Source organism: Acinetobacter sp. LUNF3, assembly GCF_022699605.1.
Taxonomy (GTDB): domain Bacteria; phylum Pseudomonadota; class Gammaproteobacteria; order Pseudomonadales; family Moraxellaceae; genus Acinetobacter; species Acinetobacter johnsonii.
Window position 1 is genome coordinate 1,318,390 of the sequence record NZ_CP093968.1, and the last position, 13,396, is coordinate 1,331,785.

Annotated in this window: 18 protein-coding genes; all 18 read left to right on the forward strand. The window is 42.5% G+C overall.

Features of this window, described 5'->3' with window-relative positions; genetic code table 11:
- Positions 1-455 precede the first annotated feature (455 nt).
- Entirely contained in the window at positions 456-797 is a 342-nt protein-coding gene (locus tag MN200_RS06475) for a hypothetical protein (protein ID WP_058869381.1), read from the forward strand.
- A gap of 350 nt (positions 798-1,147) precedes the next feature.
- Positions 1,148-1,777: a putative metallopeptidase gene (locus tag MN200_RS06480; protein WP_058869382.1), complete on the forward strand. Its 630-nt coding sequence runs from the start codon at positions 1,148-1,150 to the stop codon at positions 1,775-1,777.
- A gap of 45 nt (positions 1,778-1,822) precedes the next feature.
- Positions 1,823-2,329 (forward strand): DUF2280 domain-containing protein, encoded by a 507-nt coding sequence (locus MN200_RS06485; RefSeq protein ID WP_058869383.1) that lies wholly within the window; start codon positions 1,823-1,825, stop codon positions 2,327-2,329.
- Positions 2,326-4,002, forward strand: a complete 1,677-nt coding sequence (locus tag MN200_RS06490; protein ID WP_242760368.1) for a terminase — start codon at positions 2,326-2,328, stop codon at positions 4,000-4,002. Before MN200_RS06485 ends, MN200_RS06490 begins: the two co-directional genes overlap by 4 nt.
- A gap of 12 nt (positions 4,003-4,014) precedes the next feature.
- Positions 4,015-5,481, forward strand: a complete 1,467-nt coding sequence (locus tag MN200_RS06495) for a DUF935 family protein (RefSeq protein ID WP_242760370.1) — start codon at positions 4,015-4,017, stop codon at positions 5,479-5,481.
- A gap of 26 nt (positions 5,482-5,507) precedes the next feature.
- Positions 5,508-5,744 carry a hypothetical protein gene (locus tag MN200_RS06500; RefSeq protein WP_160362338.1) on the forward strand — a complete coding sequence of 79 codons (237 nt, stop codon included), beginning with the start codon at positions 5,508-5,510 and terminating at the stop codon, positions 5,742-5,744.
- Between the two features lie 51 nt (positions 5,745-5,795).
- Complete coding sequence (locus tag MN200_RS06505) at positions 5,796-7,001, forward strand: phage minor head protein (protein WP_242760372.1); 1,206 nt, start codon at positions 5,796-5,798, stop codon at positions 6,999-7,001.
- A 223-nt stretch (positions 7,002-7,224) separates the two neighbouring features.
- The gene (locus MN200_RS06510) at positions 7,225-8,199 is read left to right on the forward strand and encodes a hypothetical protein (RefSeq protein WP_242760374.1); all 975 of its coding nucleotides are present in this window, start codon (positions 7,225-7,227) and stop codon (positions 8,197-8,199) included.
- 3 nt (positions 8,200-8,202) lie between these two features.
- Positions 8,203-8,577, forward strand: a complete 375-nt coding sequence (locus tag MN200_RS06515; protein ID WP_242760376.1) for a hypothetical protein — start codon at positions 8,203-8,205, stop codon at positions 8,575-8,577.
- Positions 8,578-8,582: 5 nt separating this feature from the next.
- A complete protein-coding gene (locus tag MN200_RS06520) occupies positions 8,583-9,662 on the forward strand; it encodes a major capsid protein (RefSeq protein WP_159151737.1) in 1,080 nt (359 codons plus the stop codon).
- 10 nt (positions 9,663-9,672) lie between these two features.
- Positions 9,673-10,026, forward strand: a complete 354-nt coding sequence (locus MN200_RS06525) for a hypothetical protein (RefSeq protein WP_242760377.1) — start codon at positions 9,673-9,675, stop codon at positions 10,024-10,026.
- A gap of 8 nt (positions 10,027-10,034) precedes the next feature.
- On the forward strand, positions 10,035-10,478 hold the full coding sequence (locus tag MN200_RS06530; RefSeq protein ID WP_242760378.1) for a DUF1320 domain-containing protein: 444 nt from the start codon (positions 10,035-10,037) through the stop codon (positions 10,476-10,478).
- Between the two features lie 8 nt (positions 10,479-10,486).
- Complete coding sequence (locus MN200_RS06535; RefSeq protein WP_242760379.1) at positions 10,487-11,035, forward strand: phage virion morphogenesis protein; 549 nt, start codon at positions 10,487-10,489, stop codon at positions 11,033-11,035.
- A complete protein-coding gene (locus MN200_RS06540) occupies positions 11,028-11,480 on the forward strand; it encodes a hypothetical protein (RefSeq protein WP_125273684.1) in 453 nt (150 codons plus the stop codon). Before MN200_RS06535 ends, MN200_RS06540 begins: the two co-directional genes overlap by 8 nt.
- 8 nt (positions 11,481-11,488) lie before the next feature.
- Positions 11,489-11,668: a hypothetical protein gene (locus tag MN200_RS06545; protein ID WP_242760380.1), complete on the forward strand. Its 180-nt coding sequence runs from the start codon at positions 11,489-11,491 to the stop codon at positions 11,666-11,668.
- A complete protein-coding gene (locus tag MN200_RS06550) occupies positions 11,661-12,404 on the forward strand; it encodes a hypothetical protein (protein ID WP_234303742.1) in 744 nt (247 codons plus the stop codon). Before MN200_RS06545 ends, MN200_RS06550 begins: the two co-directional genes overlap by 8 nt.
- A gap of 125 nt (positions 12,405-12,529) precedes the next feature.
- Positions 12,530-13,039 carry a hypothetical protein gene (locus tag MN200_RS06555; protein ID WP_242760381.1) on the forward strand — a complete coding sequence of 170 codons (510 nt, stop codon included), beginning with the start codon at positions 12,530-12,532 and terminating at the stop codon, positions 13,037-13,039.
- 68 nt (positions 13,040-13,107) lie between these two features.
- Entirely contained in the window at positions 13,108-13,386 is a 279-nt protein-coding gene (locus MN200_RS06560) for a DUF2845 domain-containing protein (protein WP_078425815.1), read from the forward strand.
- Positions 13,387-13,396: the final 10 nt, after the last annotated feature.

Here is a 13,396-nt window from a genome sequence, read left to right on the forward strand (position 1 = left end):
TGCGACTGAGATCGATTACACGATTGATGATGAAGAAATCAAGGTGTGTCGTGATTGCTTGAAAGAAGTTAAGTGATATTTAAGAAATTGAGTGATTTATTCATCATAGTGAAACAATGGGATTATATTCTGTGAAAAATAAAGATGAATTAAAGAATTAGTAATAAAGCGCAAATTTAACCCGCTTACTTTGGGAGAGGTAAGCGGGTTTTTTATTGAGCAAATTACATTTCCTTTTAGCCGAACGGATTACGGCACATAAACCCCGCTCAATATGAATTATTGGTGGGGTTTTTTTCTTATTACTAAAATATACATAACCTATAGCTTCATTATATGGGATGTAGGTAATTAGATATAAACTGAAGCTTAGAAAATATTTGTTAAAATATTGTGCTTGTTTAAATATTTTAATATGTTATCAATCTACCTTTACATTATATATCGAGATTTTTATGAAAATCGCGGTCATTGGTGGGGTAGCTGCAGGTAAGGTTAGGGAAATTTTAGCTGTAGGGGGAGTTGCTGACGAAATAGAGTGGCAATGTGAATACGAAAAACCAGTTGCACCAATAATATTTAGCGCTGGGTTTCAGAAAGTTATTGCCAAGCCTGGAGTGGCTGAAATAGAAAAATATAGACTTAAGATTTTAGAAAGAAATGAAGAGTTAAGGCTTTTTTATGTTCTCGAATCTATGGGAGAAGATTTAATTAACATTCAGTTAGATGAACACTGGTGCAAATCAGATATCTTGGGGCATAAGAGGAAATTTGAATCTTCAGATGTTCTAGCTTGACTTGTAATGAGTTGCTGGTGATTGATAGCATTATGATTAAGTTGAAAGATCGGGTTAAGAATATAAGAATGACCCTATACAACTAATTAACTAATACTTCATTTTTGTATAATTTCTTACATATCTATCACTGTAAATTGTGAGAAATGTATTCTTTTAGTGTTGAAAATATTTCTAGTTGTGAGAGTATAAAAAAAGAACAATAAAGGGAGAAAAGTATGGCTTCACAAGATGTGCTTATAATCTCGGTTTCGGCCTTTGTCCTTGCATTAACGATTTATGAGTTTGGGCAAATGTCGATGTTGTTTTAAGCGAACCACCTTCGGGTGGTTTTTTAATGGGCGCAATTTATGAAAAGACCGCAACCACCAGAACGACTTCTAAATATTGATCCATTGGATAATGTTGATTTTGAGCCAGCAAAAGAGCTTGAAGAATGGATTATCGATACTTTCATTTCCAGTGATGGAAAGCTCTACAACCCTGATCACGTTCATATATCGCCGTGGTCTAGCACATTATTTAAAGTTCTATGGGCATCTTCTGCATTCATCAAAGCTGACCGAGTTGTATTGGGACAAACAGAGAAGTTTGCTCCGATGGCAGGCGGCTGGCGTAAGTTGCGACAAGAAAAACAAATGATTGATTGGTTTGGTTGTGTGCCTGACTTCATTATTACCATTGATGCAAAGTTCGCCTCACAGGCAAGTGATACAGAGTTTTGCGCGTTGATCGAGCATGAGTTGTATCACTTGGGTGCCAAGCGGGACGAAGATGGGAATTATCTAATAAGCCCCTCAACAGGTGAATATAAATATTATTTACGACCACATGATGTAGAAGAGTTTCATGGTGTGGTTCAACGCTATGGTGCATCAGATGATGTGCAGAAGATGGTAGACCTTGCTAATGATGGGCCAACAATTGGAAAAGCTAAAATTGCACATGCTTGTGGTACCTGTCTTTTAAAATTGGCTTAAATTTTTTGCCATTTTACTTGGACGTACTTGGACGGATTTAGATAAATGGCAAGACTTAATAAACGGGTGAAACTCTATATAGTTCGGTCATTAGCAACCTATGAGACACCCACTGAAACCGCTAAGGGCGTCCAAGAAGAATTTGGCATTACGGTAACGAAACAACAGTGTGAAGCATACGACCCAACCAAAAAGACAGGGCAGGATTTAAGCGAAGAATTCAAAAAGGAATTTTATCGAATCCGAGAGGATATGAATAAGAACGTTAATTCAATTCCAATTGCAAATATTGCCTATCGCTTAAGGCGGCTTCAAAACTTTATCGATCATGACCGCTACAAAGACAACGCCGTTATTGTTCCTGATTTATTAGAGCAAGCTGCAAAAGAAGTGGGTGGGCTCTATACAAACCGTAAAGAAATAACTGGAGCTGATGGTGGACCAATAAAAACTGAGAATGAACAGACACAACCTGCTATGTATACCCCTGAGCAGCTTGCTGGGATGTCAGCACAAGAGCTATCTCGCTTAGCAATTAATGGCAAATTATGAGTTACGTAATTGAAGAAATAGCGCCCCTCATTAAAGAGTGGACGATTAACACACGTTTGCCTGAAGTCATTGCTGAGATGACCAGACGTTACTATTACCGAGCAGTAATTGAGCAAAGTGAACTCAGCATTCAGGCTGAGATCTACAAGTGTAAGCATGATCCAGCACATTGGTTCAATCATTGGGTGTGGACCTACGATCCAAGGGGGATGCCTTTTGGATTACCGGCAAATATTCCGTTTGTACTTCGTCCTGGTCAAGTTGAATTGGTCGACTGGTTACTTGAGCGGGAAAGTACTCAAACCCATGGCCTCATTGAGAAGAGTCGTGATGAAGGTATGAGCTATGTTGTGCTGGGCTTCTACTTACATAGATGGTTATTTGTCGAGGGTTTCGCTGGTGGTGTGGGTAGTCGCAAAGAGGATCTAGTTGATAAAAAGGGTGACCCTAAAACGCTGTTGCATAAGTTCCGAGATATGTTCTCAAAACTTCCTGATTGGATGAAGCCGAAAGGATTTGTCGAAAAGGTCCACGACAACTACATGCGTATTATCAATCCTGATAATGGTGCGACCGTTACGGGCGAGGCTGGAGACAACATTGGCCGTGGTGGACGTACCACAATGTACTTTCTTGATGAATGGGCATTCGTAGAGCGTCAAGAAGCTGTAGATGCAGCTATATCGCAGAACACCAACGTTCATATTAAGGGATCAACTCCAAACGGTATCGGGGACAAGTTTCATCAAGATCGATTCAGCGGACGTTACGCCGTGTTTACGATGGCGTGGCGGGACAACCCAGATAAAAACTGGACTGTCTCACTACATGGGAAGCTGATTCATCCATGGTATGAAAAGCAAATTGCGACGCTTGACGACATTGTCTTAGCCCAAGAGGTTGATATTGATTATGCCGCTTCAGTTGAGGGTGTATTGATTCCTTCAGCATGGGTTGAGGCTGCTATAGATTCGCACATAAAACTCGATATACAGCCATCAGGTGAGCGTAATGGTGCACTTGATGTGGCAGATGAGGGTAAGGATAAAAACTCCTTTGCCTCACGTCATGGCATTGTTCTGCAGTATTTGGATACGTGGTCAGGCATCGGTGATGACATCTTTGGAACAACCCAAAAGGCGATTGATATTTGCTTAGAGCAAAAACTAAATTTGTTCTTTTACGATGCTGATGGTTTGGGAGCTGGTGTTCGCGGTGATGCCCGAGTCATTAACGAGCAGAACAGTGCTAAAGGAATTGATGAGATCCAAGCGGATCCGTTCAGGGGATCGGGCGCAGTTCATAACCCAGAGCTTGAGATGGTAGAGGCTCGGAAGAATATCGATTTCTTCGCAAACCTAAAAGCTCAAATGTGGTGGAGTTTGCGTATGCGCTTCCAGAACACGTACAGAGCACTACAAGGTATGCAATACGATCCTGATGCACTTATCTCACTGTCGACTGAAGATTTGGATAAGCGCGAACTAGAGCAACTCAAGCGTGAGTTATCACAGCCGACCTACAGTAAAAACGGTGCTGGCAAAATCCTTGTAAACAAGCAACCCGATGGTGCCTTGTCACCTAACCGGGCTGATAGCGTCATGATCTGTTTTAGTGATATCAAACCACCTGCACGATTAAGACCAGGAGGTGGAGGTTCACGAAGTTTCTAAAAGGTTTTTAAGATGGCAAAGAAGTCAGAAAGTAAGAAAACAAAGCCTAAATCAGCCGGCTTGATGACAGAGGTTGCAGTTGAGAACCTTGCATTCACTTTGGGGCGTAAAGCCGATATTGACGAAGTACTTCGCCAGGCTGGGCTAACCCGGCAACGATTATCAGTCCTTATGGTAGATGATGAGATTGCGCAGGCCATGGAAACGCGTCTTGATGCAGTTCTCAATGCGCCGTGGCGATTTGTTGAAGATCATGGTGAACAAACGGTTTTTCTAAAGGATTTGTTCACTCGTTGGCATGCTGAAATCGTCTCAGGTGCATGGGAAGCTTGTCCTTATGGTTATTCGGTTATGGAAGCCAACTATGCACTTACCAGTGATAGTAAATTCACCTTAAATGAGATTGTAGTTAAGCCTCTAGAATGGTTTGAGCCCAAGAATGATGGACGTTTAATTTACCGACAAAATGCTACAGAAATTGATGTGAATGCCAAATATCCACTCAAGTTCTTTTTGACACGCCGTAAACCTACATTCAAACAGCCTTATGGTGATCCATTACTGTCGAAGCTTTATTGGCTATGGTTCTTCCGTACCAATACAACAAAGTTTTGGGTCAAGTTTTTAGAACGCTTTGGCACACCAATCTTATTAGGGAAAGTTGGGGGTAAAGATCGTAAACAGGATGATATTGATGCGATGACCTCAGCCCTACTGAATGCTCATGCACAATCAGTTATGTCTATTGGCGCAGAGGATTCTGTAGAAACTATTGGTGGAAGTTCTTCCAATGGTGGCAGTACAGCATTTGAAGCCTTTGATAATGTTTTAACTCGCCGTATTCAAAAGGTTGTCTTAGGCCAAACGCTCACAAGTGGGACTGATGGTGTTGGAAGTCGAGCTTTGGGTGAAGTGCATAACGATGTTCGCTTAGATAAGCGTAATTCAGACCTACGCATGATCACGCCTACGATTCAAGAGCTCATAGACGCACTCTGCCTGCTGAATAACTTTGAAAAGCACACAATTGTCCTGGGCGGTGAGCAGGATCTTAAGGTCGCTGTTGTTGATCGTGATATTAAGCTTAAAACATTAGGTGTTGAGTTTAATGATCAATATGTGATTGAGACATACGGCATTAAGGCTGAACACTTTAAGATGAGTACTAGCGCTGCCGTCCCTAACACTCAATTTAATGCACTACCTCACCAAGCATTCAGTTTTAAGGCATCAGTGCAAAAGCAGTCACCTGAACAGCAGGAAGTGGACGAGCTGACAGATGCTCAGGATGATATTGAGCTATTGAATCAGGATCAAATTAAGCAACTGGTGGCTGAATCAACGGATCCGCAGGATCTAGCGAGCAATTTAATGCAACTCATCCCCATGGCGTCCAAGGCTCAATTTAAAGCGAATTTAGATCAGGCTTTGTATGCAGGGGATGTGTTGGGGTATGTCGCAGCGCAAAGTGAGAAGTGAGCTAGCTTTAATTGATATGTGATGGCATGCTTATTTGGCATTTAATAACAAGTGAAACCAAAATGAGCTGTAAATACTGTGGTGGTACTACTTTGTTTGGTCAATGCCAGCATTCAAATTGTGGTGCCATGCAACCCAAGCAAAAAGATAGAAAAGCAAAATCTGCAAAGTCTAATAATGGGTGGTTAATACTAGTTGGTATTGCTGTGTTTTTGGCAGTATTGCAATGGACAGTTAATACCGTAGCAAGTTTTTTTAAATAGTCTTTTTACTTTAGAAAGCCTCCGAAAGGAGGTTTTTTTGTGGGTGTTGAAATGCAACCAGTCACGTTTCTTGAAGCGCTGCAGTATGCACATAGTAAGAAAGTGGTGTTGCCTGATGAGTTTTACTCAATGGATCTTAAGACACGGCAGATGGCAACTACGGTTAGTTTTTTGTCGAGTCTTGAACAAGCTGAGTCGGTGATTAAGTCACTTAACAAAACCTTAGCATCAGGTGGCACCTTTAACGATTTTCAGAAGCTTGTGGCTGAATCGGAAATCATTTTACCCAAGCATTACTTGGACAATGTATTTCGGACCAATATCCAAAGTGCATATGGCCATGGACGCTGGCAGCAACAGCAACGAAATAAAGACAAACGTCAGTATCTAATGTATTCGGCTATCAATGACTCACGTGTGCGTCCTGCACATTTAGCATTGAATCGAATTGTACTGCCGATTGATCATCCCTTTTGGCTAACGCACTATCCTCCATTGGGTTTTCGTTGTCGTTGTACTGTCATCGCGCTTACGGAGAAGCAGGCGATTAAATATGGCATTACACCTGATGATAAGTTGCCTCAGGTTGCCGAAGCTTTGGACTGGAGTTCACATCCTCTGCAATTTGGAGAATTGGAGGTATTGGTGGATCAGAAGATTTCTAAGTCATTACTTGATAAGGAGTATCTACTGGAGCAGAAAGAGGCAATTAAGGCTGAATGGACTGCATCTAAAAAGCTCACCAGTCTTTTAGCCCCGATGAATGATAGATCGAGAGATTTATTTAACACAGTGGCCAATACGGTTATTCCTTTAGATCCATCCATTAGACCAAGTGCGATTAAAACTTTCTTGGATTACGTGCAGGGAAATGATGCTGCAATCACGAACTACCTAAATGCGTCTGTGAGCTCGAAAGCGGACGATGTTTTAAAACATTGGCTCACACAGGACATGCAAGCCTTAAACGCCGTGGCGAGTAATTCAGCTGCAATCGTGACAGGTGGTGTGACCTTGCAGCATGTAGTCGCTTATGAAGTTGGGCAAACGATTCAATTTAATTCGCCATTACTGTTAGCTGAAAATGCTTCCGATGTGGTGTTGCAGGTTGAGAATTCGAAAGGCTTAGGCATTGATCTAAACGAATTGAATGTTGGTCATGGCGTATTAATGCCAATGGGTTTGTCATTTGAAGTGATTTCGATTGAAGCGCTGAATGGCAAGATGATTTACACACTTAAAGCATTGGTGAATTAATGACTGAAAAATGTGAATCGTGTCGACGTGGATTGAATGGAAGAAATGGTAATGGTTATTCGCCATGTAGCTGCGAGAAAAAAGTAGTTGTGATTGGTAGTCCATCGAGAGTGAATAATCTTGTACGAGCCATGTGTTGCGTTCTATCGCGACCACCTAAGAAACCATGATTAAAAATTAACTGAAGCCGCCTAAAGGGCGGTTTTTTAATGGAGCATGAAAAATGCCTGAACTTAATGAAGAGCAGGGCAAGTATCTATTCTCACTATCCGCCGTGGACATTGTTCCCCAGGTTGAAGGGGATAAGAAGCGAACCTTTAAAGGCACAGCTTACGGTGGTGGTCGTGTTGATGGTCACTGGTTTTGGGGTCGAAATGGTGTTGTTTTCGATCTTGAAGGAATTGAGATTCCAACGCCAACACCTTTACTAGAAGAGCACTTCAGTACCAGTCGTGTCGGTGTAGTGAAGGAAGTTGGTATCAATCAAAACATCACTGTGACTGGTGACTTTCTCCGCAATGCAAAAGCACGTGAAGTCGTGGATGACGCAGATGATGGTTATCCGTTTCAAATGTCCATGTTCATTGATCCTGGTTCTGTTGAGGAAGTGGGGCAAGGGGTAAACGTTGTTGTAAATGGACAAACCTTCACTGGACCAGTCGCAGTATTTCGAAATAACCGCATCCGCGAATTTACGATCTGTTCAACAGGTGCGGATCGAACAACCTCGGTAAATGCATTTTCAGCAAAACCCGGTACAACAAATCAACCTACAGAGGACACAGACGTGACCGAATTAGAAAAGGCGCAAGCCCGTATCCAAGAGCTTGAGACTAAAAACTCTGAGCTTGAAGCCCAAAACAAGCAGTTTGCTGCAGCCAAGCGTGAAGCAGAAATTACTGCTTTAGGTAAAGATCTGGGCAAAGAATTTAGTGCGGAAGATATTACCGAAATGAAAGCATTAGATGACTCTGCATTTGCATTCTCAGCTAAACAACTTCGTCAATTCTCAGCAGGTACTCAACCACCAGCTGGTCAACAACTGCAGCAACAAATTCCATCACACCTTACTCACTTGTTCAGTCACCAAGCTACAGGTGGTCAGGGTGGGCAAGGGCAAGATATCAATCAAGGCGCTGGTGATAAACACAAATTCACAGCTGGTGCACAAGCATTCGCAGAACAAAAGGGGAAATAATTCATGGTTACTCACTATGTACCGCCTATCTCGGTCACGTCAAAACGACTGATTCTGGATAATGAAAAGTTACGTCGTGCTAATGCAAAAGTGACGACTGCCACAGCATATAAATATGGCGACCTGTTAACGCTATCAGATACCAATGTACTGACTCATGCCACTGATGAAAAAACATGGGATGTGATTTGTGGTCAGGATGTATCTGCTGCAGAAGCCACCATCAAGGCTGCTGATGGAATCGAAATTCCAGTGTATTACGGTGGTGTATTTAGCGTTGAGGCTGTATCACTTGGTGGCACTTTACTTACCACAGCTCAATACGATGCAGCACGCGCCAAAGCAACCAAAAACAAAATCGAACTTTCTAAGGTGTAAATGAAATGCCACAAGCTTTTAATATTGAAGGTACCCCACTAGAACTGCTTGATGTGGGTGAGTTAGCACTAATCCACTCAAACTATCGCCCGATGGATACTTGGCTATTAGACCAACTATTTCCAAATCGTCCATTATTTACACGTGATGATGTACCTTTGGCTGAATTGTCAGCTGAACATGATCTAGCACCACTGGTTTCACCACAACAACCCGGTAAGCCATTTGACACCACTCAATCAGGTGAAGTACGCCATGTGAAACCGGCCTACTACAAGCCAAAAAATCAGGTTAGTCCGGCCGATACATTTGAAATCTCATTACTTGAGCGTTTACGCACTGCTGGTATTATCTCAACTGGCAATCAGCAGTTGTCTCTACAAGAGCAGATGGTTATTTCCCAGATTGCGGTGATGAAGCGCAACCATGATGCGATTGATAACTCAGTCCTAATGATGGCGATTGATCTTCTGAAAAATGGTAAATATGTCCTTCATTCAGATGACTATGAGTACAACCTAGTTGATTATCGCCGTGATGCCTCTCTGACATATACGCCGTTGACTAAGTGGAACGAAGCGGGTGCTAAACCGGTTTTAGATATCCGCACTATGCTTGAGCGTCAATTGGCAGCTGATGGCGGTGAAGCCAAAAAAGCAATCATGTCTGGCTTGGTATGGGCTGCATTATGGAATAACGAAGAATTCAAGAAAGAATTCATCACGCCGTACGCTGGTATTTCTGTTCCTGTTACACCAAGCTTTGGTGTCAAAGAGTCTGCGACCCTTAAGGGGACATTTGATGGAATCGAATTCTGGGTATATGACGCAACTTACCGCAATAAAGGTCAGGTGAAGCGCTTTATTCCAAAAGATTACTTCTCTTTGATTTCTGATACCAACGGCTCAGTGGCACATTGTAAGATCAAAAATATGTTGGCCAACGGTGTTGCTCAGCAATACTTTGACCGTCAATGGTATTGTGAAGATCCAAGCGGCATCATGTTGATGACAGAATCTGCTCCATTGGTCGTGCCTTCTAACAAAAATGGTGTAGTCGGTGGTACCGGCTTTATCACCCTATAAGGAGTAAGACATGCCGAAATACATCGCAAAACAATCCATCGGGCATTTTATGCCAGGTGATGAAATCAAAGGGCTTGAAGATAAACAACTTCAGGCCCTTTTAGTATCTGGAGCTATTGAAGAAGAAAAAGCTCCAGACCAACCTAAGGCTGATGGTACTGCTGAACGTTTAGCTGAACTTGAAAAGGAAAATGCTGAACAAGCAAGAACTATCAAGCTCATGACTGAAGAGAAAGCGAAGTCTGATCAGGAAAAAGATGGGCTTAAAACGAAAGTTGCTGAACTTGAAAAGGCTTTAGCCACAACTGAAGCTGCTTTAAAGAAAGCCACCACCGAAGCCAAGAAGGCTACTACTGATAAGTAAGGTGACCCATGTACGCGACTGAAGCAAATCTAGTTGCGCGGTTTGGTGGTGAGATTGATGAATTGAAGTTGATGCATGCAAGTGCATCAACTGCTGTTCAGGATGCCTTACAAGACGCATCAGAAGAAATTAATGGGTACATCGGTGGTCGCTATCCTTTACCTCTGCCAAATGTGCCGAGTAATTTAGAGCGAATGGCGTGTGACATTGCACGCTATCGTCTTTATTTCCAACAACCCACTGAAGAAGTGCGTAGGCGTTATGAGGAAGCAGTCAGCTTTTTAAAGCTGGTTGCAACTAATAAAGCACATTTGCAAATTCAGAATGTGGAAACCAGCCAGATCGTGGATGACCAACCCAAAAACAAACCATCTACAGCACCTATAGGCACGACTTATACAGGTGGTGTCTTTGGTGACGATGTCCTTGGAAAAATGCCGAGCATTAAGTGAGGTGACGCATGCCAGGCGCATTAATTGAAATTCGTGCCGATGGTGAATCAGCGGTCTCAAAAGCTCTAAGTTTGTATGCTGACGTTGAAGAGCGTCAGTCCAGACTTTATGAGCGCATGGGTGCAGCCTTGGTGGAGAATATCCGCGAACGCTGGTCTCGTGGAGAGGGTTTATACGGCAAGTGGCCATTATCCGTAAGGGTGATGCGCCAAGGCGGTACCACGCTTCGTGACACATCGCGACTAATGAACTCTATCACCAACAACAACATCAGCAATGGTTTTGAGGTTGGTACAGACGTTGAGTATGGTGCGATCCATCACTTTGGCGGTGAAGTCAAACATGAGGCACGTCAAAGCACGGTTTACTTCCGACAGAACCAAAAGACCGGTGTTGTCGGTAATCGTTTTGTACGTCAAACAAGATCTAACTTTGCTCAAGACGTGACCGTTGGTGCTTATACCGTGAAAATGCCTGCACGGGCTTGGTTGGGTTTAACTGTAGATGACGAGCAGGAACTCTTAAACATTGTTGAGGATGTTTTACTAGATGAGTGATGAAAATCTATATGCGGTACGAGATGAAATAGTAGCGCGCCTCGAGCAATTCATGGATGAGTGGGGTGTAAAGAAAATCTATACCCCTAAAAATCTAGGTGCGACGACTGAACTGTCTCAAATCACCCCCAACATCCAAGTCAATTTTCGCCGTACCAAAAGTGCAGGAGTGGTAAGCAAAGGCGATGCGCTAAAGCTGAAAGTGGTTTGGGAAGTGACAGCTTGTTGTAAGCATGCCGCATCACAGGTGACAGATGGTTCTAAAGCTTTTGATATGGCTGGTGATCTAACCATTAAGATCATCAAGAAATTGAGTGGCTGGGAACCTGAATCCAGTGCAGAACCACTGATTTATATCAATACAGAGGAAGACATTTCTAAAAGCTGTGTCTACTCAACAGTGGTTCTAGAGTCCGAGCTATTCATTCAAACCGAACCTGATTAAGGAACCTTATGAAAACGCAATACAAAGCCTTAAAGCCGATTGGCCCATGGGTGAAAGGTCAAATTGTGGGTGATCTACCACAAGAAAAAATTAAACAGCTTTTAGAAGATGGCGTGATTGAAGCAATCAAGCCTGAGGTAAAAGCAGAAGCTAAACCAAAAACAAAAGAGGTGCCTGCGAATGGCTAAGAAGTACATTTCATTGCGCGGTAAGTTCTCCCTTGCCCCGATTGTTGAAGGCGTTGTTGGTGCCATGCGTGAACTTGGCAACATTCCTGACTTTACGCTTGAAATCACGGCTGACAAGATCGAACATACCGAGTCAATGTCAGGTGATGATACGACCGATTTGGTGCTATACAACACCACTGCGGTTTCATTCAGTGGAACACTTGAGCAGGTTGATGCTGATAACCTGGCATATATCCTGTCGGGTAAAAATGTAGCTGTAGCGACCAAAACCGTAGCTGACCATGATTTAGGTGCAGTCACCAAAGGGCAAAAGATCAAACTAGATGGTTTTAATCTAACTGTACCAACAGTGACTGATGGAGCATCAACACCAGCTCCTATTGAATCAACGAAATATAAGCTAGATGCGGTTTATGGCACCATCGAGTTTCTTGATGATCTGCCAAAAGTTGTAATTGGTTATAAAACTGGCGCCGTGACACACACTACGATCGCATCTGATTTTGGTGCTGAATATGCATTGTTCTTTGAAGGCATTGATAAGATCAGCAAAGACAAAGTGTTCTTAGCTTTGCACCGTACAATTAAATCGCCAGATTCGAGCTTTGGCCTAATTCATGAAGAATTTGGTTCATACGAAATCAGCGGTGATGCCTTGGGTGATCTGACCAAAGATAAAGATGGTGCGCTTGGTTTGTATGGTTATTACACCCAAATCCCTAAAGCTGCATAAACACATACAGGCACTTAAACAGGATGCATTAAGCATCTTTTTTTTGTGCCTGTACTTTTTGAGATTTCATCATGAATGATTTTTTTATAGCTTCAAATCGGCCTGTCAAAGTTGGAGAGCTATCGGTGCACCAGCTGCAGATGCATAACTTTGATGAGTGGTCGGGTGCAGCGCAGGTCATTAAAGACTTTTTGAATAATCATCCAGATGGAACCACACAAATGATCTTTGATGCTCATTCGTTTGAATCGACTCAATTGATAGCCCATTGTTTGCAATACAGTATTGAACAGGTCATCGATCTATTTAAGAAAGAGGGCTCACTCAATGTCTTGTTATTGGATGCTGTCATTAAAGTGAATGACGAATTTTTTTCCGAGCCGAAACCTAAACACCGGGATGATGTAGATCCGCGTAAAAAGAGTAGTTGGTTTGATGTATTTCAGCTTCTCGTATCCAATGGCCACTCACATGAAAGCATCATGCAAATGAGCTACGGTTCATTCCGACAGTATCTTAAAGCGGCTCAAAAAGCTGAGCGTATGAAGATGCGTAATTTAGCGATTGCAACTCGGGCGCAGAACGCAATCAATAAGAAGTTCAATGAATTCATCAAGAGTCTTGAGAAAGAATAGTAACTTTCACATTGTGATGTGAATTTTAGCAGGTTATGATTTATCCAATTATAACGAGGGGTAAATTCATGAAAAAATTAATAATTACAGCTGCTTTGATGTCTGTTTTTACATTAGCAAATGCGAATTTAGCAGGGGCAAGCATTAACGGTAAACAAGTTCGCAAAGGTCAAAGCTATGGTGAAGTGGTTGCAGCTGCAGGCCAGCCAACATCGCATTATGACTACGTTAAAAACGTGGGTGGTAAAGACGTTTCAGTGCGTGAACTAAACTATGTAGATGGCAGCAAAACTTTCACTGTTGTAATTGAAGATGGCAAAGTAACTACTATTCGTAGTGGGCGTTGATAAGAACACT